27 protein-coding genes are annotated in these 21,239 nt (G+C 71.3%); 17 read left to right on the top strand and 10 right to left on the bottom strand.

Annotated features, from left to right (window positions below):
- The 7 genes from GRC12_RS24900 to GRC12_RS24870 form a co-directional block, all read left to right on the top strand.
- Positions 1-1,038, top strand: a 1,038-nt coding sequence (locus GRC12_RS24900; RefSeq protein WP_208781579.1) for a family 2 encapsulin nanocompartment cargo protein polyprenyl transferase, incomplete at its 5' end; no start/stop codon positions are given.
- Between the two features lie 189 nt (positions 1,039-1,227).
- The gene (locus GRC12_RS24895) at positions 1,228-1,830 is read left to right on the top strand and encodes a GNAT family N-acetyltransferase (protein WP_208781578.1); all 603 of its coding nucleotides are present in this window, start codon (positions 1,228-1,230) and stop codon (positions 1,828-1,830) included.
- A 73-nt stretch (positions 1,831-1,903) separates the two neighbouring features.
- Positions 1,904-2,110: a hypothetical protein gene (locus GRC12_RS24890; RefSeq protein WP_208781577.1), complete on the top strand. Its 207-nt coding sequence runs from the start codon at positions 1,904-1,906 to the stop codon at positions 2,108-2,110.
- Between the two features lie 129 nt (positions 2,111-2,239).
- Complete coding sequence (locus GRC12_RS24885) at positions 2,240-2,653, top strand: YciI family protein (RefSeq protein WP_208781576.1); 414 nt, start codon at positions 2,240-2,242, stop codon at positions 2,651-2,653.
- Between the two features lie 6 nt (positions 2,654-2,659).
- Positions 2,660-3,865 (top strand): RNA polymerase sigma factor, encoded by a 1,206-nt coding sequence (locus tag GRC12_RS24880; protein WP_208781575.1) that lies wholly within the window; start codon positions 2,660-2,662, stop codon positions 3,863-3,865.
- Positions 3,866-3,875: 10 nt separating this feature from the next.
- Positions 3,876-4,190, top strand: a complete 315-nt coding sequence (locus tag GRC12_RS24875; RefSeq protein ID WP_208781574.1) for a DUF952 domain-containing protein — start codon at positions 3,876-3,878, stop codon at positions 4,188-4,190.
- Positions 4,187-4,429 carry a hypothetical protein gene (locus tag GRC12_RS24870; RefSeq protein ID WP_308286625.1) on the top strand — a complete coding sequence of 81 codons (243 nt, stop codon included), beginning with the start codon at positions 4,187-4,189 and terminating at the stop codon, positions 4,427-4,429. The genes GRC12_RS24875 and GRC12_RS24870 overlap by 4 nt, the downstream gene beginning before the upstream one ends.
- On the opposite strand, the gene GRC12_RS24865 is transcribed toward GRC12_RS24870, so the two are convergent.
- From GRC12_RS24865 to GRC12_RS24855, 3 genes are read right to left on the bottom strand one after another with little or no spacing between them, the layout of a single operon-like run.
- Positions 4,426-5,181, bottom strand: coding sequence for a VOC family protein (locus GRC12_RS24865; RefSeq protein ID WP_208781573.1), 756 nt, complete (start codon positions 5,179-5,181; stop codon positions 4,426-4,428). The genes GRC12_RS24870 and GRC12_RS24865 overlap by 4 nt on opposite strands.
- Entirely contained in the window at positions 5,178-5,591 is a 414-nt protein-coding gene (locus GRC12_RS24860; RefSeq protein ID WP_133044583.1) for a VOC family protein, read from the bottom strand. Before GRC12_RS24860 ends, GRC12_RS24865 begins: the two co-directional genes overlap by 4 nt.
- 15 nt (positions 5,592-5,606) lie before the next feature.
- Positions 5,607-6,011: a helix-turn-helix domain-containing protein gene (locus tag GRC12_RS24855; RefSeq protein ID WP_133044584.1), complete on the bottom strand. Its 405-nt coding sequence runs from the start codon at positions 6,009-6,011 to the stop codon at positions 5,607-5,609.
- Between the two features lie 102 nt (positions 6,012-6,113).
- Between GRC12_RS24855 and GRC12_RS24850 the strand changes: the two genes are divergently transcribed.
- The 3 genes from GRC12_RS24850 to ppk2 are packed head-to-tail and all read left to right on the top strand — an operon-like array spanning position 6,114 to position 8,447.
- Positions 6,114-7,268: an inorganic phosphate transporter gene (locus GRC12_RS24850; RefSeq protein WP_208781572.1), complete on the top strand. Its 1,155-nt coding sequence runs from the start codon at positions 6,114-6,116 to the stop codon at positions 7,266-7,268.
- Between the two features lie 16 nt (positions 7,269-7,284).
- A complete protein-coding gene (locus GRC12_RS24845) occupies positions 7,285-7,518 on the top strand; it encodes a hypothetical protein (protein WP_208781571.1) in 234 nt (77 codons plus the stop codon).
- Between the two features lie 29 nt (positions 7,519-7,547).
- Complete coding sequence (ppk2, locus tag GRC12_RS24840) at positions 7,548-8,447, top strand: polyphosphate kinase 2 (protein ID WP_133044587.1); 900 nt, start codon at positions 7,548-7,550, stop codon at positions 8,445-8,447.
- Between the two features lie 103 nt (positions 8,448-8,550).
- Here the strand turns inward: ppk2 and sodN are convergent, their stop codons facing one another.
- A complete protein-coding gene (sodN, locus tag GRC12_RS24835) occupies positions 8,551-8,946 on the bottom strand; it encodes a superoxide dismutase, Ni (RefSeq protein WP_004983535.1) in 396 nt (131 codons plus the stop codon).
- A gap of 145 nt (positions 8,947-9,091) precedes the next feature.
- Here sodN and sodX point away from each other — a divergent pair, with 145 nt between their 5' ends.
- Positions 9,092-9,523 (top strand): nickel-type superoxide dismutase maturation protease, encoded by a 432-nt coding sequence (gene sodX, locus GRC12_RS24830; RefSeq protein WP_208781581.1) that lies wholly within the window; start codon positions 9,092-9,094, stop codon positions 9,521-9,523.
- Here sodX and GRC12_RS24825 read toward each other — a convergent pair.
- Positions 9,427-10,056 carry a CGNR zinc finger domain-containing protein gene (locus GRC12_RS24825; protein ID WP_208781570.1) on the bottom strand — a complete coding sequence of 210 codons (630 nt, stop codon included), beginning with the start codon at positions 10,054-10,056 and terminating at the stop codon, positions 9,427-9,429. The genes sodX and GRC12_RS24825 overlap by 97 nt on opposite strands.
- Before the next feature lie 113 nt (positions 10,057-10,169).
- Between GRC12_RS24825 and GRC12_RS24820 the strand changes: the two genes are divergently transcribed.
- Positions 10,170-10,943, top strand: coding sequence for a class I SAM-dependent methyltransferase (locus GRC12_RS24820; protein ID WP_208781569.1), 774 nt, complete (start codon positions 10,170-10,172; stop codon positions 10,941-10,943).
- 83 nt (positions 10,944-11,026) lie between these two features.
- On the opposite strand, the gene GRC12_RS24815 is transcribed toward GRC12_RS24820, so the two are convergent.
- Genes GRC12_RS24815 through GRC12_RS24805 form a run of 3 tightly spaced genes read right to left on the bottom strand, consistent with a single transcriptional unit; the run spans position 11,027 to position 13,766 of the window.
- Positions 11,027-11,779 (bottom strand): amino acid ABC transporter ATP-binding protein, encoded by a 753-nt coding sequence (locus GRC12_RS24815; protein ID WP_208781580.1) that lies wholly within the window; start codon positions 11,777-11,779, stop codon positions 11,027-11,029.
- 50 nt (positions 11,780-11,829) lie between these two features.
- Positions 11,830-12,768: an amino acid ABC transporter permease gene (locus GRC12_RS24810; protein ID WP_208781568.1), complete on the bottom strand. Its 939-nt coding sequence runs from the start codon at positions 12,766-12,768 to the stop codon at positions 11,830-11,832.
- 32 nt (positions 12,769-12,800) lie between these two features.
- Entirely contained in the window at positions 12,801-13,766 is a 966-nt protein-coding gene (locus GRC12_RS24805) for an ABC transporter substrate-binding protein (RefSeq protein ID WP_208781567.1), read from the bottom strand.
- 570 nt (positions 13,767-14,336) lie between these two features.
- Between GRC12_RS24805 and GRC12_RS24800 the strand changes: the two genes are divergently transcribed.
- The 4 genes from GRC12_RS24800 (at position 14,337) to GRC12_RS24785 (ending at position 17,588) form a co-directional block, all read left to right on the top strand.
- Complete coding sequence (locus GRC12_RS24800; RefSeq protein ID WP_133044594.1) at positions 14,337-15,560, top strand: NAD(P)-dependent malic enzyme; 1,224 nt, start codon at positions 14,337-14,339, stop codon at positions 15,558-15,560.
- 173 nt (positions 15,561-15,733) lie between these two features.
- Positions 15,734-16,699: a zinc-binding dehydrogenase gene (locus GRC12_RS24795; protein WP_208781566.1), complete on the top strand. Its 966-nt coding sequence runs from the start codon at positions 15,734-15,736 to the stop codon at positions 16,697-16,699.
- Between the two features lie 107 nt (positions 16,700-16,806).
- The gene (locus GRC12_RS24790) at positions 16,807-17,016 is read left to right on the top strand and encodes a helix-turn-helix domain-containing protein (RefSeq protein ID WP_016437953.1); all 210 of its coding nucleotides are present in this window, start codon (positions 16,807-16,809) and stop codon (positions 17,014-17,016) included.
- Positions 17,016-17,588 carry a Clp protease N-terminal domain-containing protein gene (locus tag GRC12_RS24785; protein WP_208781565.1) on the top strand — a complete coding sequence of 191 codons (573 nt, stop codon included), beginning with the start codon at positions 17,016-17,018 and terminating at the stop codon, positions 17,586-17,588. The genes GRC12_RS24790 and GRC12_RS24785 overlap by 1 nt, the downstream gene beginning before the upstream one ends.
- Positions 17,589-17,968: 380 nt before the next feature.
- On the opposite strand, the gene GRC12_RS24780 is transcribed toward GRC12_RS24785, so the two are convergent.
- Both GRC12_RS24780 and GRC12_RS24775 read right to left on the bottom strand, forming a co-directional pair.
- A complete protein-coding gene (locus tag GRC12_RS24780; RefSeq protein WP_208781564.1) occupies positions 17,969-19,027 on the bottom strand; it encodes a PadR family transcriptional regulator in 1,059 nt (352 codons plus the stop codon).
- A 1-nt stretch (position 19,028) separates the two neighbouring features.
- A complete protein-coding gene (locus GRC12_RS24775; RefSeq protein WP_208781563.1) occupies positions 19,029-20,057 on the bottom strand; it encodes a DUF4097 family beta strand repeat-containing protein in 1,029 nt (342 codons plus the stop codon).
- A 190-nt stretch (positions 20,058-20,247) separates the two neighbouring features.
- Here GRC12_RS24775 and GRC12_RS24770 point away from each other — a divergent pair, with 190 nt between their 5' ends.
- Complete coding sequence (locus tag GRC12_RS24770) at positions 20,248-21,165, top strand: hypothetical protein (protein WP_208781562.1); 918 nt, start codon at positions 20,248-20,250, stop codon at positions 21,163-21,165.
- Positions 21,166-21,239: the final 74 nt, after the last annotated feature.

Raw genomic sequence — 21,239 nt, 5'->3', positions numbered from 1 at the left:
GGCGGGGGAGGGTTCGAGGGGGCCGAGGCGACGGCGATCCTGGAGCGCGCCCGGGCGGCCGTCGACCCCGCCCTGCGCGGCGCCGTCGACTCCCTGCCCGGCTCCCTGCGGCGGATCGCGCTCTACCACTTCGGCTGGCAGCACGCCGACGGGACACCCGCGGCCGGCAACGCGGGCAAGGCGATACGCCCCGCCCTCGTGCTCACCGGGGCCGCCGCGCTCGGCGGAGCGGGGGCGGACACGGCGGCGGTGCGGGCCGCCGCGGCGGTGGAGCTGGTGCACAACTTCACGCTGCTGCACGACGACGTGATGGACCGCGACACCACCCGTCGTCACCGGCCCACCGCCTGGACCGTGTTCGGCGAAGCCGACGCGATACTCGCCGGGGACGCCCTGCAGGCGCTGGCCCTCGGGCTGCTCGCCGAGGACCCGCACCCGGCGTCCGGGGCGGCCGCGGCCCGGCTCGCGGCCTGCGTCGTCCAGCTGTGCGCCGGGCAGCAGGCGGACACGGCGATGGAGCGGCGCCACCCCGGCGAGGTCACCCTCGAGGAGGTGCTGACCATGGCCGAGGCCAAGACGGGCGCGCTGCTGGGGTGCGCCTGCGCACTGGGCGCGCTGTACGCGGGGGCGGCGCAGGAGGACGTCGAGGCGCTGGACGCGTTCGGCCGGCAGGCCGGGCTCGCCTTCCAGCTCATCGACGACGTGATCGGCATATGGGGCGACCCGAGCCGCACCGGCAAGCCGGCCGGCGCCGATCTCGCCGCCCGCAAGAAGTCCCTCCCGGTGGTCGCCGCGCTCACCTCGGGCACCCCGGCGGCGGCCGAACTGGCCGAGCTGTACGAGGCGCCGTACGAGAAGGAGGACCTGGAGCGGACCGTGCTCGCCGTCGAGCGGGCCGGTGGCAGGGACTGGGCGCAGGCCCAGGCGGCCGACCGGATGGCCCGCGCGGTGCAGGAGCTGTCCCGCGCGATCCCCGATCCGGACAAGGCGGGCGGACTGCTCGCGCTGGCGGAGTTCGTGACCCGGCGCAGCAGCTGAGCCCGGCGCCCACCCAGACCCCGGAGCCCACCGGGGCGACCGCGCGGCTCCTGACCCCGCACGGCCGCCGAGGCTCCGGCGAAGGCGGGTCCCGCACATCCCCACGGTGTGCGGGCCCCGCCGCTTCGTACGTTCCGGATAGGCTCAACCCCCGTACGTTCGAGGCCGGTTGAGACGAGGGGACGGCACATGGGTGTGGTGATCCGGGCGGCGGGCGCCGACGATCGCGAGACGGTCGTACGGCTGCTGGACGAGGCGTTCCAGGACGATCCGGTCAGCAACTGGGTCTTCCCCGGCGCGGAGCACCGCCGTGCGCGGCACCCCGGGCTGATGGCCGCCTTCACCGATCTGGTCCTCGCCGAGGGCCGCGTCGACCTCACCGAGGACGCCGCCGCGTGCGCGCTCTGGCTGCCGATGCCCGCCGATCCGCACGCCGACGACTCCGACGAGGACGGCCCCGCCCAGCTCCGCGCCGCCGTCGACCCGGACAACGAGCGCGTCGAGCTGATCGGCCGGCTCACCCAGGACATCCACCCCACAGGCCGCGCCCACGAATACCTGTGGATGATCGGCGTCACCCCGAAGCGGCAGGGCGAGGGCCTCGGCTCGGCCCTCATCCGGCACGTCCTCGACCGCTGCGACCGCGAGGGCCTGCCCGCCTACCTGGAGGCCAGCAGCGACCGCAGCCGCGCCCTGTACGAACGCCTCGGCTTCGAACCCGCAGGCGAACCCCTCGCCCTCCCCGACGGCCCCCACATGTGGCCGATGTGGCGCGAACCCCGTCCCGCCTGAGCCCGGGCACGAACACCGGTCCGCCCGGGTCCGTACCTGCGCGCGCAAGCGGTGACGGGCCTAACCTGAGGGCATGGACGGCTCGGAACACGTCTGTCCCCGGTGCGGGCAGCCCGTGGAGACGGTGGTCAGGCGCCACAAGACACTCGGCGCCTGGGTCCCGGTCTGGGGGCCGGGCCCGTGCCGCAATGCCGAGTGCGAGGCGTACGTTCCCCGGAGCGCCGAGCGGGACGGCGAGCGGGACGGCGTGCGGGAGCGGCCGGCTGAAGAGGAGTCCTGAAGACAGCGCACACCCGGCCGGAAGCCGCGTGAAAAATCATCCGGCCCCGTGTCGAGAAGTCCGGCCCGGCTCCGACGTCCCCCGTGAGAGCCGCCCCCCACGGGCGGTCCGAGCCGAAGGAGCCAAGTCATGAAGTACCTGGTCATGGTGCAGTGCACGCAGGCGGACTACGAGGGCATGCGCGGCAAGGCCAACGCCACCTCCCCGGCCTGGAGCCAGGAGGACGTCCAGGCGATGTACGCCTTCATGGGCGCCCTCAACAACGACCTCGCCGAGACCGGCGAGCTGATCGACGGACAGGGTCTGGTCGAGCCGGCGAGGACCCGGCTGGTCGGCCCGGGCGACGACGGGAAGCCGGTGATCACCGACGGGCCCTACGGCGAGACCAAGGAACTGCTGGCCGGCTACTGGGTCCTCGACTGCGCGAGTCTGGAGCGGGTCACCGAGATCGCCGAGCGCGTCCTCGAGTGCCCCCAGCCCGCCGGGGCCCGCAGGTACCCCGTGGTGATCCGGCCCATCGACAGCGGTTCCGCGGACGTCTGAGCCGCCGTGCGTCCCACCGCCGAGACCGAGGACCTGCTGCGGCTGCACGCGCCGCAGGTCCTCGGCGCGCTGGTCAGACGGTACGGCCACTTCGCCGCCGCCGAGGACGCCGTACAGGAGGCGCTGCTCGCCGCGGCCGGGCAGTGGCCTTCGGCGGGGATTCCGGACAACCCGCGCGGCTGGCTCATCAAGGTGGCCTCGCGGCGGCTGACGGACGCCCTGCGCTCGGAGGAGGCGCGGCGGGCCCGGGAGGAACGGGCGGCGGCGCTGACCGCGCCCCTGGCGACCGGCCCGGACCGCGCGCCCCGCGAGGACGACACCCTCAGCCTGCTCTTCCTGTGCTGCCACCCGGACCTGACCCCGCCCGCCCAGATCGCGCTCACCCTGCGCGCGGTCGGCGGCCTCACGACGGCGGAGATCGCCCGCGCGTACCTCGTGCCCGAGGCGACCATGGCCCAGCGGATCAGCCGGGCCAAGCAGAAGGTGCGGGGCGTGCGGTTCGGGCGGCCGGAGAACTGGGCGAAGCGGCTGCCCGCCGTGCTGCACACCCTGTACCTGATCTTCAACGAGGGTTACACCGCCACGTCCGGCACCAGCCTGCAACGCCGAGACCTGGCCGGCGAGGCGATCCGGCTGACCCGCACCGTCCACCGGCTCCTGCCCGACGACGGCGAGGTGGCCGGCCTGCTGGCGCTGATGCTGCTCACCGACGCACGGCGCGACGCCCGTACCGGACCGCACGGCGAACTGATCCCGCTCGACGAGCAGGACCGCGACCGTTGGGACAAGGCGGCGATCGAGGAGGGCGTGGCGCTGGTGACGCGGGCGCTGTCCCGGGGACCGGCGGGCCCCTACGGGCTCCGGGCCGCCATCGCCGCCGTGCACGACGAGGCGCCGTCCGCGCGGGCCACCGACTGGCGGGAGATCCTCGGGCTGTACGAGGTGCTGGTCCGCCGGGTCCCGGGCCCCGTCGAACGCCTCAACCGCGCCGTCGCCCTCGCGATGGTCGACGGGCCCGAGGCGGGCCTCGCGGAACTCGCCCTGTTGGAGCCGGGGTTGGGCCACCGCCTGGACGCCGTGCGCGGGCACCTCCTGGAGCGGGCCGGCGCGTTCGACCGGGCCCGGGCCGCCTACGAATCGGCCGCCGCGGCCACCCTGAGCCTTCCCGAGCAGCGTTATCTGCAGGGGCGGGCCGCACGTCTGAGGCCGTAGCGTGATCCCCATGACCGAGCACATCCTGCACCTCACCGAACGCTCCCTGTGGGAAGCCGCCCGCGCCAAGGGGACGTACGAGATCTCTACGCGCGGCCGGACCCTTCAGGAGGAGGGTTTCATCCACTTCTCCACCCGCGCCCAACTCCCGGGCACCGCCCGCTTCTTCGACGGCCTGGACGACCTGGTGGTCCTGGTCGTGGACCCGGAGCGGCTCGGCATACCGGTGACGTACGAGGCCCCCGAGCCCGGCGGCGAGGAGTTCCCGCACGTGTACGGACCGATCCCGGTGGACGCCGTGGTGGCCGTGGAGCCGTGGACGTGAGCGGCTTAGCACGGCGGAGGGTGTGGCGCTGGGCCGTGGCGTTGTGGCTGGGCGCGGTCGTCGTCGGGGGCGGGCTCACGCTGTGGCTGCGGGAGTCCGAGGAACCCGCGCCGTCGGCGGGGTGGGAGCGGAGCAGTCCGACACCGTCGCTGCCGGAGGGATGGCGCAGCCAGTGCCCGACCCCCACACCCGACGCCGAAGGCCACGCGGCCGTCCTGTGCTTCATCCGCACGCGCTAGGTGTATTGATCACGAGCCGGCAGTCCGCCCGTCTCCGGATCGCGGCCCGTCAGGCAGTACACCCCGCCCGCCGGATCGCGCATCACCGTCCAGCCGGAGCCGTGTGCGACGAACTCCGCGCCCAGACGCTCGTGTTCGACGCGCGTCGCAGCGATGTCGGCGCAGGCCAGGTCCAGGTGGGCGGTGGTCGGGCGTTCCTCGCCGAGCCGTTGGAGGAGGATCCGGACCGGCAGGCCGGGCGGCGGCTTGACCACGTGGAACTCGGGGCGCGATCCGGGCACGGACTCCCAGCCCGCCAACAGGGCGCTCCAGAAGGCGACTTCGGCCTCGTACGCGGACGGCGCGAGGTCCAGGCACACCTGGTCGAGGCGGCTGCCGCGCACGACCGGCGGACGGATCGACTCACCGCTCCAGGGCATGGTGCAGAACAACTGCCCGGCGGGCGAGCGCAGTACGGCCCAGGTGCCGTGATCGGCGACCGACTCCGCCCGCAGCCGCAGCGCCGCGTCCATGAAGTCCCGTACGTCCTCCACGGGGAAGTCCAGATGGGCGCCGCCCGGCCCCGAGGCGACCGCCTGCACCTTCACGCAGGCGTCGGCCGTGTCGGGAAGGAGGGTGGTGAACTCCTTGTCGTCACCCCGGAGTCCGGACAGCCGTGTACCCGTGACGGCCGTCCAGAAGGCACACGCGGGGGCGAAGGCCCCGGCCGGGCGGTCGATGAAGGCGTACGTCCACCGGACCCGTCCGCTCACCCCTTGCGCTCCATGAACCGCAGCATGTTCCCCGCCGGGTCCCGGAACGCGCAGTCGCGCACCCCGTACGGCATGTCCATCGGTTCCTGGATCACCTCGGCACCGGATTCCTGGACACGGGCGAAGAGGGCGTCGCAGTCCTCGGTGGTGAAGTTGACCCCGCGCAGCACGCCCTTGGCCAGCAGCTGCTCCATCGCGTCCCGGTCGGCGGGGGAGAGGTCGGGGTTCGCCGCCGGCGGCTCCAGCACGATCGACACGTCCGGCTGCAGCGGCGACCCGACGGTCACCCAGCGCATGCCCTCGTACTTGACGTCGTTGCGGACCTCCAGGCCCAGGACGTCGCAGTAGAACTCCATCGCCTTGTCGTGATCGTCGACCGCGATGAAACACGTGTTGAGTTTGAGGTCCATGCTTCCAACCTAAGGTCAGTACGGCCCATATGTCCTGGTCGGGCGGGTGTACACGCGTGCGACACACGGTGGGATCTCCGCGCTCTCCTCGTGCGAGCGGGCCCGGTAGGCGCTCGGCGACTCGCCCACCAGCTCCGTGAAACGGGAGCTGAAGGAGCCGAGGGAGGTGCAGCCGACCGCGAAGCAGACCTCCGTGACCGTGAGATCGCCCCGGCGCAGCAGGGTCTTGGCGCGTTCGACCCGGCGGGTCATGAGGTAGCTGTAGGGGGTCTCGCCGTAGGCCTCGCGGAACAGCCGCTGGAAGTGGCCGGGCGACATCAGGGCGGTGCGGGCGAGGGCGGGCACGTCGAGGGGTTCGGCGTACTCGCGGTCCATGCGGTCGCGGGCCTTGCGCAGACGTACCAGGTCCTCACGGTTCACCACGTCAGCATCGCACGATCCTCACCGGTCGGGCGCCTGTACCTGGAGCGCGCTTTGCCTTGAGTTCGTCTGCTGTACGAAAGCCCTTGCTCCCATGGAGACATGGACCACATCACGTTCCTCGTGGCGGTCGTCATCGTCACGGCCCTGGCCTTCGACTTCACCAACGGATTCCACGACACCGCGAACGCGATGGCCACCTCCATCGCGACCGGCGCGCTCAAGCCGAAAGTGGCGGTGCTGGTGAGCGGGGTCCTCAACATCGTGGGGGCCTTCCTGTCCACGGAAGTCGCCAAGACGATCTCCGGCGGCATCGTCGACGACAGCCTCGTCAGTCCCGGGATGATCTTCGCCGGGCTGGTCGGGGCGATCCTGTGGAACCTGCTGACCTGGCTGGTGGGGCTGCCCTCCAGCTCCTCGCACGCCCTGTTCGGCGGGCTGATCGGGGCCGTGTGGGTCGGCGCGGGCTCCCACGGCGTGCACTTCGACAAGGTTGTCGAGAAGATCCTCATCCCCGCCGTCGCCTCGCCGGTCGTGGCGGGCGTCGCCGCACTGATCGCCACCTACCTCGCCTACAAGCTCACCGCCCACGGCCGCAAGGACTCCGTGACCAAGGGCTTCCGGCTCGGCCAGGTCGCCTCCGCATCCCTCGTCTCCCTCGCGCACGGCACCAACGACGCGCAGAAGACGATGGGCGTCATCACCCTGACCCTGATCTCCGCCGGCGCCCTCGGTCACGACGCCGGCCCGCCGGTGTGGGTGATCGCCTCGGCCGGTCTCGCCATCGGCCTCGGCACCTACATCGGCGGCTGGCGGATCATCCGCACCATGGGCAAGGGCCTGACGGAGATCCAGTCCCCGCAGGGCTTCGCCGCCGAGACGGCCTCCACGACCGTCATCCTCACCTCCGCCCACCTCGGCTTCGCCCTGTCCACCACGCAGGTGGCCTCCGGCAGCATCCTCGGCGCCGGCCTGGGCCGGCGTCTTGCGGAGGTGCGCTGGGGCGTCGCCGGCCGCATGGTGGCCGCATGGCTGATCACGCTGCCGGCCGCCGCGCTCGTCGGCGGTCTCTCGGCGAGCGCCGTCAAGCACGGCGGCAACTTCGGCACGGTCGTCGTCGCGTTGGTCGGTGCCGCGCTCGCCGGCGGCATCGTCCTGCTCTCGCGTCGCAACCCGGTGCACGCGAACAATGTCAACGACCACCACGAGGTGGCCATCCGCACCGAGCCGCCGGCCACCGTCGGCACGGCCGCCTGAGGCAGGGAGAGCTTCGATGGACCTGGACTGGAACGCGCTCGGCAAGGTGACCGGGGTGAGCATCGGTGTCACCGTCGCCGTGGTCGTCGTCTTCGCCCTCGGCGTCCTCGGCCTCGCCCGCTACGAGGGCGCCCGCGAGGAGGGCGGCGGCACGTCGGCCCTCGGCATGGCCCAGGCCGGGCTGTGCTTCCTCGCCTGCGCGGCCGTGGTGGTGTACGGCATCTATCTGATCGTGCCGCAGTTCCACTGAGCCGCCGAGAACCACCGGAGGAGGACCGCATGACCACCCCGCCCCTGCTGGCCGAACAGGCCGACCTGAAGGTCGACTACACCGACCCCGACGACCCCGTGCTGATCCGCCCGGACGGCTCGCCCATCGACACCTGGCGGGAGAACTACCCGTACGCACAGCGGATGGAGCGCAAGGAGTACGAGTGGCACAAGCGGCTGCAGCAGATCGAACTGCTGAAGCTGCAGAGCTGGGTCAAGGAGACCGGCCGCCGGCTCGTCATCGTCTTCGAGGGACGGGACGCGGCCGGCAAGGGCGGCACCATCAAACGGTTCACCGAGCATCTCAACCCGCGCGGGGCGAGGGTGGTGGCGCTGGAGAAGCCCACGGAGCGCGAGAGCGGCCAGTGGTACTTCCAGCGCTACGTCGAACACCTGCCCACGGCCGGGGAGATCGTCCTCTTCGACCGGTCCTGGTACAACCGGGCCGGTGTGGAGCGGGTGATGGGCTTCTGCTCGGACGACGACTACCGGCGCTTCATGCGCCAGGCCCCCCTGTTCGAGCGGATGCTGGTGGACGACGGCATCGACCTGGTGAAGTTCTGGTTCTCCGTCTCGCAGAGCGAGCAGCGCACCCGCTTCACCATCCGTCAGGTCGACCCCGTACGGCAGTGGAAGCTCAGCCCCATGGACCTGGCGTCCCTGGACCGCTGGGACGACTACACCGCGGCGAAGGTCGCCATGTTCCGGGAGACGGACACCGAACACGCGCCCTGGACCGTGGTGAAGAGCAACGACAAGAAGCGCGCCCGGGTCGAGGCGATGCGCAGCGTGCTGGCCCGCTTCGACTACTCCGACAAGGACGAGGAGGTCGTCGGCAGCCCCGACCCCCGCATCGTGGGCGCGGCGGCGGGCCTGCTGGAGGCGGGCGAGGACGACCACGACCGCTAGCGACGGCGAAGGGGCCCGGCCGGATCTCCGGCCGGGCCCCTTCGGGTTGCCCGTGGACCTGCGATGGTGCACCGATCGCCGGCCCTGGCGAACAGGCCCTGGGTCAGGCCTTCTTGGTCTCCCAGAAGATCTTGTCGATCTGGGCGATGTAGTCGAGGGCCTTCTGGCCGGTGGCCGGGTCGGTGGACGCCTTGGCGGCCGACAGGGCCTTCAGGGTGTCGTTGACCAGCTGGTGCAGCTCCGGGTACTTCTCGAAGTGCGGGGGCTTGAAGTAGTCGCTCCAGAGCACCGAGACGTGGTGCTTCGCGAGCTCGGCACGCTGCTCCTTGATGACGGTGGCACGCGCCTGGAAGTGCGGGTCGTCGTTGCCGGCCATCTTTTCCTGGACGGCCTTCACGGACTCCGCCTCGATGCGGGCCTGGGCCGGGTCGTACACACCGCAGGGCAGGTCGCAGTGCGCGCTGACCTTGACCTTGGGGGCAAACAGGCGGGAAAGCATGAAGCGTTCCTTCCTCGTGATCGTCTTCTCTGGTGCGACATTACTCCTTGGAGAAGGCGATTTGGCGAGTGCCCCCCGGGGCTTAGGACAAAAGTCCGGGGTCAGACTGAGACTGGTGGAGGAACGGACAGGGGAGGTGCCGGGGATGCCGGAGCTGTCGCAGGACATCGAGCGCGGAAGGCCGCTGCTGCCCTTCGGGGTGGCCGAGGTGACCGGCCCGTCGATGGTGCCCACGCTGCACCACGGGGACCGCCTCGTGGTCCAGTACGGAGCCAGGATCCGCCCCGGCGACGTGGTGGTCCTGCGACACCCCTTCCAGCAGGACCTGCTCGTCGTCAAGCGGGCCGCCGAGCGCCGCGAGGGCGGCTGGTGGGTGCTCGGCGACAACGCCTACGCGGGCGGCGACAGCACGGACTACGGCACCGTCCCGGAGGAGCTGGTGCTGGCCAAGGCGCGCTTCCGCTACCGCCCGCTGCCCGCTCAGCGCTCGCCGTTCGCGCTCGTGCGCTGGGCGTGGTCGGCTGCGAGGCCCGTCCTGTCCGACCGGTCCGCCTCCAGGCGTTTGCGGGCGCGGTAGGCCGCCACGTTCGCCCGGGTGGCGCACCGGTCCGAGCAGTAGCGCCGGGAGCGGTTGGTGGAGGTGTCCAGGTAGGCGTTGCGGCACGGCGTCGCCTCGCACAGGCCCAGCCGGTCCACGCCGTACTCGGTGAGATGGAACGCCAGCCCCATCGCCGCGATCGCCGCGTAGCCCGCGGTCGCGTTGGAGGGGTGGTCCGCCAGGTGCATGTGCCACAGCGGGCGGCCGTCGTCGTCGCGGTGGTCGTGCCCGGAGATCTGCGGGCTCACCGGGAACTCCAGCAGCAGCGAGTTCAGCAGGTCCACCGCCAGCGTCTCGTCCCCCTTGTCCGCCGCCTCGAACACCGACCGCAGCCGCGCCCGGACCGAACGGAAGCGGGTGACGTCGGCGTCGGTGGCCCGCCGGGCCGCCGACTGGTTGGCGCCGAAGAGGTCGCGGACCGCCTCGATGGAGGTCAGGGAGTCCTTGCCCCGGGCCGGCTCCTCGGTGTTCACGAGGCGTACGGCATAGTCCGAGTAATAGGCCAGTTCCACTTGTAGTCCTTACCGAGGCGCTCTATGGTCGTGGGCGGGATAAGTAACGGCTGCCTACGCTCCCAGGGTATTACGCGATGGCCGTTCCGCGGCTGAACGGAGAAGGGGACTCCATGACCACCACGACCGGAACCGGTACGACGGGCACCGACTGGCAGGCCTGGCAGCAGAGCTGGGACCGGCAGCAGGAGTGGTACATGCCGGACCGCGAGGAGCGCTTCAGGACCATGCTGGACATGGTCGAGGCCTTCGTCGGCCGCGAGCCGCGCGTCCTCGACCTGGCCTGCGGCACCGGCAGCATCACGGCCCGCCTGCTCGACCGCTTCCCGGACGCCACCAGCACCGGCGTCGACCTCGACCCGGCCCTGCTCACCATCGCCCGCGGCACCTTCGAGGGCGACGACCGCGTCACGCTCGTCGAGGCCGACCTCCAGGACCCGCGCTGGCCGGAGCGGCTGCCGTACGACACCTACGACGCGGTGCTCACCGCCACCGCCCTGCACTGGCTGCGCAGCGACCCCCTGACGGTCCTGTACGGCCGGATCGCCGGACTCGTCCGCCACGGCGGCGTGTTCATGAACGCCGACCACATGCCCGACGACACCACGCCCCGGATCAACGCGACCGAGGCCACCCACAGCCGCGCCCGCATGGAGCGGGCGATGCGCGACGGCGCCCTCGACTGGGCCGAGTGGTGGGCCCTGGCCGCCAAGGACCCGGTCCTCGCCGCCCCCACGGCCCGCCGCTTCGAGATCTACGGCGCCCACGCGGACGGCGAGATGCCGTCGGCGGCCTGGCACGCGCGGGTGCTGCGCGAACAGGGGTTCGCCGAGGCCCGCGCGGTGTGGGCGTCCCCCTCGGACACGCTGCTGCTGGCCCTGAGGTAGCCGGCCAACGGGAAGGGGCGGTACGGGAGTTCCGTACCGCCCCTTCGTCGTCGTACCGCCGGAGAACGTTCAGCGCATCATGCTCAGAGCACCTTGGACAGGAACGACTGCGTCCGTTCGTGCTGAGGGTTCGTCAGGACCTCGCGGGGGTGGCCGGACTCGACCACCACGCCGCCGTCCATGAAGACGAGGCTGTCGCCGACCTCGCGGGCGAAGCCCATCTCGTGGGTGACGACGATCATCGTCATACCCGACTCGGCGAGGTCGCGCATGACGTCGAGGACGTCACCGACCAGCTCCGGGTCGAGCGCCGAGGTGGGCTCGTCGAAGAGCATCAGCTTGGGGTCCATCGCGAGCGCCCGGGCGATCGCGACGCGCTGCTGCTGGCCGCCGGAGAGCTGCGAGGGGTAGCTGTCCGCCTTGTCGGCCAGGCCCACCCGGTCCAGCAGCTGCCGGGCGCGCTCCCGGGCCTCCGCCTTGTTCTGCTTCTTGACCTGGACCGGCGCCTCGATGACGTTCTCCAGCGCGGTCATGTGCGGGAACAGGTTGAAGCGCTGGAAGACCATGCCGATGTCCCGGCGCTTGAGGGCCACCTCGCGGTCCCGCAGCTCGTACAGCTTGTCGCCCTGCTGGCGGTAGCCGACGAGCTCCCCGTCGACGTACAGCCGGCCCGCGTTGATCTTCTCCAGGTGGTTGATGCAGCGCAGGAAGGTCGACTTGCCGGAGCCGGAGGGGCCGATGAGGCAGAACACCTCGCCGGACCTCACCTCCAGGTCGATGCCCTTGAGGACCTCGAGCGGGCCGAAGCTCTTGTGCACGCCCTCGGCCTTGACCATGGGGATGCTGGAGTCGCGCACGGGAGAAGCGTCGGTCTTGTCCAGGCCGGTCATGCCGTGCCTCCCTTCGGGCGGCCGAGTGAGAGCAGATTGGCCCTGACCTTCTGCAGGGGGGTCGGCGGCAGGGCGCGGCTCGACCCACGCGCGTAGTACCGCTCGATGTAGTACTGCCCCACGCTGAGCACGGACGTCATGATCAGGTACCAGGCCGCGGCGAGGAAGTACATCTCCACCGGGGCACCGGAGTTCTGGCCGATGTCCTGGGCGTAGCGGAACAGCTCCGGATACTGGACGGCCGCCACGAGCGAGGTCGTCTTCAGCATGTTGATGACCTCGTTGCCCGTCGGCGGCACGATCACGCGCATCGCCTGCGGGATCACGATCCGGCGCAGCGTCTTGCCGTAGCTCATGCCCAGCGCGTGGGCCGCCTCGCTCTGGCCCTCGTCGACGGCGAGCAGGCCGGCGCGGCAGATCTCCGCCATGTACGCGGCCTCGTTGAGACCGAGGCCGAGCAGCGCCGTCAGCAGCGGCGTCATGAAGTCGGACCAGTAGTTCTTGTAGATCGGCCCGAGGTTGACGTACTCGAAGACCAGGCCCAGGTTGAACCAGAGGAACAGCTGGACCAGGACCGGGGTGCCGCGGAAGAACCAGATGTAGAACCAGGCGATCGACGAGGTCACCGGGTTCTTCGACAGCCGCATGACGGCGAGGATGATGCCGCCGACGATGCCGATCAGCATCGACAGGACCGTCAGCAGGAGGGTCTTGTAGACGCCGGTGAGGATGCGGTGGTCGAAGAAGTAGTCCGGTACCGCGTGCCAGTTGATCTTGCCCTGGCTGAACGCGTAGATGATCGCGACGAGGATCGCGATCGCGATGACGGCGGTCACGTACCGCCCGTAGTGCCGGACCGGGATGGCCTTGATGGCCTCCGGTCCGGCTGACGGCGAGCCCTTCGGCCCGGCCGTCCTGTCGATGTCAGAAGTCACGGGTGTTGCCTCTCAGTGCCCGCTGGGCGCGATCACTTGCCGCCGTTGATCACGGACTCCTTGACGGCGCCGTCCTGCGCGCCCCACTTGGCGAGGATCTTCTCGTACTCGCCGCTCTTGATGACCGCGTTCATCGCGGCCTGCAGCGCGTCCCGCAGCTGGGTGTTGCCCTTGCCGACCGCGATGCCGTACGGGGCCGCCTCGACCTGGTCGCCGACGATCTGGAAGTCCTTGCCGCCGCCGGAGGTCTTCACCGCGTACGCGGCGACCGGGAAGTCGGAGGAGGCCGCGTCCGCGCCGCCCGAGCGCAGTCGGGTCTGCGACTGCTGGTCGTCGTCGAAGGGCTCGATGGTGAGCTTCTTGCCGCTCGGACACTTCTTCGCCTCGGCCTTGGCCAGGTCCTCGGAGACGGTGCCGCGCTCGACGGCGAGCTTCTTGCCGCACAGGTCGGACCAGGAGGCGATGCCCTTGGTGTCGCCCTTGCGGGTGTAGATCGACACACCGGCGGTCAGGTAGTCGACGAAGTCGACGCCCTCGCCGACCTTCTTGCCGGTGTCGGGGTCGACACCCTCCTGCCGGTTCTTGTTGTCCGTCATCGCGGACATCGCGATGTCGTACCGGTTGGAACGGATACCGGTGAGCAGGGCGTCGAACGTGCCGTTCTGGAATTCGAACTTCACGCCCAGCTGCTTGCCCATGGCGGCCGCCAGGTCCGGGTCGAGACCGACGACGTTGCCGGAGCTGTCCTTGAACTCGACCGGCGCGTAGGCGATGTCCGAGCCGACCCGGATGACGCCCTTGTCGCGGATGGAGGCGGGAAGCTTGCTCGCCAGCGGGGCGGAGCTCGCCTGCGCGCTGTTGCTGCTGCCGCCCTTGTCCTTGTTCTTGGTCTGGTCACCGCAGCCGGTGAGAATCAGGGCGCCTGCGACCGCGATCGCACCGACCGCGGCCAGACGGTGGTGCGCGGCGGTCGTACGACGGGTGGAGCTTGCGGTCATCTTGGGTTCCTCCGGCGATGGGTGGAGTTGCCGATGGGTCGACGAGAACACACACCTTCGGGTGTCGCGACCTCGTGGGTTTACCGCATCCTGCCATTCGGACGGAGCCGTTCAGGGGGCCGATGATGTCAAAATCGGATAACGGGTGACCCCCGAACCGCACCAGGTCAGGACAACATGGCAGGACCATCTGCGGGAATCCCTCATTCCGGCCGGAGGATCTCCGGCGGGTCTCGGTATGCGGAACGGGGCCGCGAGGCGTTGATCACTGCTCCACCGCCGGTCAGGCGATCGTCGAGGACGTGTCCGCACAATTCGTGACGATTCTCTTCGCCTGCGCGTGACCTTCGGTGCCCGGAGTGTGACCTTGCACTTAATGGACTCGTCCTCGACGCGGTCGTCCGGTAAGAAGGTTCTTTACACCCCTCATCCGGGGCTCGAGGCGCGTGTGCGGCGCGCCCGTCGCGTATGACCCGTACGCATCAACAGATCGGGGCATGCGCGGTCCCGCCCACTTCTCACCAGGAGTGGCCACCCTCAAACCAATGAAGATTTAAGGGGTAAAACAAAGTGGCAGCGGAGATCGTCAATCCTCGCAGCGACAGCAGTACGGACCAGGACGGCGGGGCCGAGCCCCTCGATTCCTTCGATCCGGCGTTCGCGCTGCACCGTGGCGGCAAGATGGCCGTGCAGGCCACCGTGCCCGTCCGGGACAAGGACGACCTGTCCCTCGCATACACACCCGGCGTCGCGCGCGTGTGCACCGCGATCGCGGAGAAGCCGGAACTGGTCCACGACTACACGTGGAAGTCGTCCGTGGTGGCCGTCGTCACCGACGGTACGGCCGTGCTCGGACTCGGGGACATCGGCCCCGAGGCCTCCCTCCCGGTGATGGAGGGCAAGGCGATCCTGTTCAAGCAGTTCGGCGGCGTGGACGCCGTGCCGATCGCGCTGGACACCACCGACGTCGACGAGATCATCGAGACCGTCGTGCGGCTCGCTCCGTCCTTCGGCGGGGTCAACCTGGAGGACATCTCGGCACCCCGGTGCTTCGAGATCGAACGCAAGCTCCAGGAGCGGGTCGACATCCCGGTCTTCCACGACGACCAGCACGGCACGGCGGTCGTGACGCTGGCGGCCCTGCGCAACGCGGCCCGGCTCACCGGGAAGGGGCTCGCGGACCTGCGGGCCGTCATCTCCGGTGCCGGCGCGGCGGGTGTCGCCATCGCCAAGATGCTCGTCGAGGCCGGTATCGGCGATGTCGCCGTGGCCGACCGCAAGGGCGTCGTCTCGGCGGACCGGGACGACCTGACGGACGTCAAGCGCGAGCTCGCCTCCTTCACCAACAAGGCCGGTCTCACCGGGTCGCTGGAGGCGGCTCTGGAGGGCGCGGACGTCTTCATCGGCGTCTCCGGCGGTACGGTCGCGGAGGAGGCCGTCGCCTCGATGGCCGAGGGCGCGTTCGTCTTCGCCATGGCCAACCCCAACCCCGAGGTGCACCCCGACGTCGCGCACAAGTACGCGGCCGTGGTCGCGACCGGGCGGTCCGACTTCCCGAACCAGATCAACAACGTGCTGGCGTTCCCGGGCATCTTCGCGGGCGCGCTGCAGGTGCGGGCCTCCCGGATCACCGAGGGGATGAAGATCGCCGCTGCCGAGGCGCTGGCGGGCGTGGTCGGGGACGACCTCGCCGCCGACTACGTCATCCCGTCGCCGTTCGACGAGCGGGTGGCCCCGGCGGTCACGGCCGCGGTGGCCGCCGCGGCCCGCGCGGAGGGTGTCGCCCGCCGCTGACGCGCCGTCGGGCCCCGAATGGCCTCGCCCGTTCGGGCGGGGCCATTTCTTTACCCACGTGCACGCCCAGCCGGGTGACGGCGGGTGGCGCCGACCGGCGTTCCTGGCAAGAGGGCGTGTGTCACAGGGCCGCACGGTTCCGTCGGTTCGGGTCGACGCCTATCGTCAAGGTCATGTTCGCCGTCTACGCCGCCCGAATCGATCGCGACCAGCCGCTCAACGGCCTTGAACTGGGGGAGCGTCCGGCTCCCGAGGCCCGGCCCGGCTGGAGCACCGTCAACGTCAGGGCCGCCTCCCTCAACCATCACGACCTCTGGTCGCTTCGGGGCGTCGGCCTCCCGGAGGACCGGCTGCCGATGATCCTCGGCTGCGACGCCGCAGGCGTCGACGAGGACGGCAACGAGGTCGTCCTGCACTCCGTGATCGGCCAGAGCGGGCACGGGGTCGGCCCCAGGGAGCCCCGCTCCATCCTCACCGAGCGCTACCAGGGCACCTTCGCCGAGCAGACCGCCGTGCCCACCTGGAACGTCCTGCCCAAGCCCAAGGAGCTCTCCTTCGCGGAGGCCGCGTGTCTGCCGACGGCCTGGCTGACGGCCTACCGCATGCTGTTCACCAACGCCGGTGTACGGCCTGGTGACTCGGTCCTCGTGCAGGGCGCCGGCGGCGGTGTCGCGACCGCCGCGATCGTGCTCGGCAAGGCCGCGGGGCTGCGGGTGTTCGCGACCAGCCGGGACGAGGCCAAGCGGAAGCGGGCCGTGGAGCTGGGGGCCGTGGAGGCGGTGGAGTCGGGGGCCCGGCTGCCGCAGCGCGTGGACGCCGTCATCGAGACCGTCGGTGCCGCCACCTGGTCGCACTCGGTCAAGTCCCTGCGTCCCGGCGGCACGCTCGTCATCTCCGGCGCCACGAGCGGGGACCGGCCCTCGCACGCTGAACTGACCCGCATCTTCTTCCTCGAACTCAAGGTCGTCGGCTCGACGATGGGCACCAAGGACGAGCTGGAGGACCTGCTCTCCTTCTGCGCCGCCACGGGCGTGCGCCCCGTCATCGACGAGGTGCTGCCGATGGACCGGGCCCGGGAGGGCTTCGAACGGATGGAGTCCGGCGAGCAGTTCGGAAAGATCGTGCTCACCAACGACTGACGGTCTCTGTCGCTTCGTCAGCCGACGGCCGGCCCGTTTCGGGCCGGCCGTCGGCGTTTTGTCAACCGGGGTTGACGCATGCGAGCCTGTCAACGTAAGTTGACATCATGACCGAAGCAACGGATCTCGCCGAGCGCGCCGGCGACCGCGATCCACGGGTCGGACTGCGCGCCGTCGCCGCACTGCGCAGGCTGCTGGAGCAGTTGGAGGCGGTACAGGTGCGCAGTGCGCGCAACCAGGGCTGGTCGTGGCAGGAGATCGCCGCGGAACTCGGAGTCAGCAGGCAGGCCGTGCACAAGAAGTACGGGAGGCATTGATGTTCGAGCGGTTCACGAGGGATGCCCGCGAGGTGGTGCAGAACGCGGTCGAGCACGCGGAACGGACGGGGGCACGGACCGTCGACCCCGACCATCTGCTGCTCGCGCTGCTCGACCGGGAGGGCAGCAGGGGCTCCTTCGCGCTCACCTCGCTCGGGTTGGACGGTGAGCGCAGGGAGTCGGTGCGGCGCGCGGTGACCGAGGCGCGTCGGCGGGCGGGCCTGTCCCGGGCCGAGGCCGACGCGCTCGCCGGGCTGGGCATCGACGTGTCGGAGATCGTCGCCCGGGTCGAGGAGGTGCACGGCGTCGGGGCGATGTCCGGCGACCGCAGGGACAGGGGCTGGTGGTCGCAGGGGCGCCGCACCTTCGGGCGGGGCGCCAAACAGGTCCTCGAACGCGCCCTGCGTTCGGCCGTCGCCCACGGCGATCGGCACATCGGCGATGAGCACCTCCTGCTGTCGCTGACCCTGCTTCCCGGCGTCCCCGCCGAGGTCCTCGCCGACCACGGGGTGACCTACGAGGCGCTGTCCCGGATCCTCCACGGCGGGCCCGGCGAGGCGAAGGCCGGCTGAACGGCCCCGCGTGAGGCCGTTGGATGCGTGCCGACGGGCCGGCTCGACGCCGGCGGCCTGCCCTGTCACTTCGTCTTCGGCGACTCGGGCGCCAAGCCTCACTCTCGCCTGACGCCTGACGCCTGACGCCTGACGCCTGACGCCTGACGCCTGACGCCTGACGCCTGACGCCTGACGCCTGACGCCTGACGCCTGACGTCCTGCGCTCGGCGCCCTGCGTCCGGCGCCCTGCGTCCGGCGCCCTGCGTCCGGCGCCCTCGTCCGGCATCCGGCGCCCCTGCGCTCTGCGCCCTGCGCCCAACGCCCAACGGCAAGGAGGCCCGCTTCCTCTGGCAGTGCGGCTGAAGCCGACCTGCCTGAGGGAAGCGGTCCGTCGGATCTCAGCTTCTCGGCGAGCGCAGTATCGCCCCGATGTGCGCCGCCGCCGTGGACAGATGGCGGCGGGCGTCGCGGAACTGGGCGTCCGTGACGCCGTGGTCGCGGGCGGCGTCACGGATGTCGTCCCGGAAACGGTCGAGCAGACGGTCGAGGTCGCGGGCCGGTTCCCCGGTGCCGTCCTCGTGCGCCCAGGCCGGCTCGTACTCGGCGGGGAAGTCCTCGGGCGTGTACGAGTACTCCGGGCGTGGCGCGGAGGTGCCGGTGCCGCCCCGCCCGAAGCCCAGGTCCTTGCCGAACTCCTTGCCGAAGTTCATCCCGAAGTCGCCGAACTCCTTGGCCAGTTCGGTCAGTCCCTCGCGCACCCCGGCCGGCCAGTCACCCCGCGCGAAGTGGTCCTGCACCTGGTCCTGCACCCGCTTGGCGATGCGCTGCACCTCCTCCTGCGCCTGGGCCCGGGCCCGCTCCTGCGCCTCCTTGGCCTGACGCCGGGCCCGCTGGGCCTCCTCACGCGCCCGCCGGCTCTCGTCCTTGGCGCGCCGGGCCTGCTCCTTCCACTCCTGCTTGACCCGCCGCATCTCCTCCTTGGCGGCCTGCCAGGACTCCTTGTCGGAGTACTCGGTGAAGTCCCCCAGCGGACCGTCCTGCCGGCCGCGCCCCCTGCCGCCGGGACCGCCGCGGGCCTCCGAGGCCGCTGCGCGCATCTCGCGCCGCAGATCGCCCGCGGCGCCGCGCACATCGGCCTGGATCTCGGCGGCGAGCTCCGCCACCGACTCCCGGATCTCCAGCTCAAGGTCGGCCAACTCGCCGCTGCGGTCGGCCAGTTCGGCGCGGCCGGCGTCCGTGATGGCGTACACCTTGCGGCCGCCCTCGGTGGTGTGGGTGACCAGGCCCTCGGCCTCCAGCTTGGCGAGGCGGGGGTAGACGGTGCCGGCCGACGGTGCGTACAGCCCCTGGAACCGCTCCTCGAGGAGACGGATCACCTCGTAACCGTGGCGCGGGGCCTCGTCCAGCAGCTTCAGCAGGTAGAGACGCAGGCGGCCATGGGCGAAGACGGGGGGCATGTCAGAGCACCTTCTTGTCGGTCGTGCCGTCGGCCGGGGCGTCGCTCGCGCCGTCACCCTGGCCGGAAGCGGAATTGTCCCCCGAGTCGCTGTGTCCTCCGGCCTCGGGGGTGTCCGCGGGGCCGGTCCGCCCGCTAGCGTCGGAGGTCCCGGGGTCGGCCTTCGGTGGCGCGTCCTCGACCAGCGGGCCGACGTCCTCCGGCTCCACGTCCCACGGCTCCTCCTCGACCGGCGGCCGGCGCAGTAGGGCGATCGAGCCCGAGACGGTCGTGGCCTTCAGCCTGCCGTTGCCCGCGCCGAGTCGGCCGGTGATCCGCTTGGCGCCCCACTGGCCGCTGACCCGCAGGTCCTCGAAGGCGTTGGAGACCGAGCCGCTCGCGGTGTTCGCCTCCACCTCGGCGTCCGCCGGGTGGGGCAGCCGGATGGCGATCTCGCCCGAGACGTTCGCCAGGGTGATGTCGGTCGGCCGGCTCGTCGGGTCCAGGTCGACGATCATCGAGCCGCTCACCGAGTCCGCCTTGACCGAGGAGCCCGCCTCGACCACGGTCAGATCGCCCGAGACGGAGTTGAAGCGGAGGTCGCCGCGCAGGGCCTGCGCCTCCAGATTCCCCGAGACGGTGTCGGCGCGCACCGGGCCGGTGAGCCGCACGAGGGTGGTGTCGCCGGTGACTCCCTTGACCTCGGTGCGTCCCTCGATGCCGGAGACCACGGCCGCGGCGCCGACCACACCCACCTCCACGCGGGTGTCGGCCGGCACGGCGAGGGAGACGACGGCGCTGCGCCGCCAGCCCTTGCGGTCGAGCCACTTGAGGAAGCCCTTCCACGGGAGGTCCTCGTAGGCGACGGTGAGGGTGCCGCCCTGCTGGGTGACCACCAGGGGTGGTCCCTCGATCTCGGAGACCTCCAGGCGTGCGGAACCTTCGTCCGTGCCCACCACGTTCACCGTTCCGTTGACGATGCGTACGTGCAGTTCCCTCACGGGCTTGTCGAACGTGAGCTTCCTCGGCTCCCCGACGGACCACTCGGACATGATGCGGACCTCCCCGTCCCAACGCGCCATATCGCGTCTTGTGCTATTCACGATATATCGCGGCCACGGAAAGTCAAGACACCCTTTCGGGGGACTCGGCGGCAGGGTGACGGGGCGACGGAGCGACAGCGGCAGGGCGGCGGTCGGCTCACAACAGGACCGAAGGGGCGAACCGCTCTAGCGTGTGACCATGTCGACGGAAGCCTTCCGCACCGGTTCGGCCGCCGTGTCCGCGCCCGGCGCCCTCCTGCTGTGCCGCGCCCGGCCGGAGTCCGTCGTCCCCGCGGCCCAGCTCCTCCAGGAGCACATGCTGCTCACCCGGGCCGGTGACGACTGGAGCGTCCTGGTCCCCGAGGGCACGCCCTGGCTGAACGTCGGGGAACCCGTCGACCGTGTCCTGACCGGCTGGGCCACCGCCCTCGCCGTGGGCGGACCCTGGCCGGTGCTCGCCCTGTGGTGGGACGCCGACCGGGCCGGTTACATCCTCGCGTCAGGCTTCCGCCGCCCCGTCGGCTACGTCTGGCTCGCCAACGGCACACCGGCCGGCGAGGACGAGGCGATGCACACCTTCGCCGCTCGCCTGGGCCTGGATCCGGTCCTGGACGTCCAGGCGCTGGACCACCTCACCAAGCCCGACCGGGTCGCCGACGCCCGGGCCCGGTTGCGCGCCCTGCTCGCCGTCCTCACGCGCGCGGGAGTGTCGTTGCCGGAGGGGATGGCACCCGGCGAACCCGCGGACCGCCTGCGCGAGGCGGCCCGCGCCCGCTCGGACACCCGCCCGGTCCACGGGCCGGGGTCGCACGAGGCGCCCGCCGCGCGCCCGGAGCTGACGGAGGCGCGCCCGGCGGCGACCAATGAGCCGCCCGACACGCGCCCTGAGGTGACCGAGGGTGGCCGCCCGGCCCCTCGCCTGCCCTGGCCCGGTCTGCCCGGTCTGCCCGGCCTGCCCGGCCCCCGCGCCCTGGCCCTTGCTCAGGTGGCGGTAGGCATCCCGCTCACGGCCTGGGGCCTACGGCGCCGCGACGGCGGCTGGATCGCGGCGGGTGCGCTGCTGCTGGCGCATGGGGTGCTGGGGCTGACGTACACAACGGTGTGGCCGTGGGACTGAGGTCCCACGAAGACCACGCTGGCGACGGGTCGCCCCCGTCGAGGAGTCCGCGACCGTCGAACACACGCCGACCC

The sequence above is a fragment of the Streptomyces griseorubiginosus genome (assembly GCF_017614965.1).
Lineage (GTDB): Bacteria > Actinomycetota > Actinomycetes > Streptomycetales > Streptomycetaceae > Streptomyces > Streptomyces griseorubiginosus_B.
Note: the sequence above shows the minus strand (reverse complement) of the source record. Positions and strands in the feature narration are given on the sequence as shown.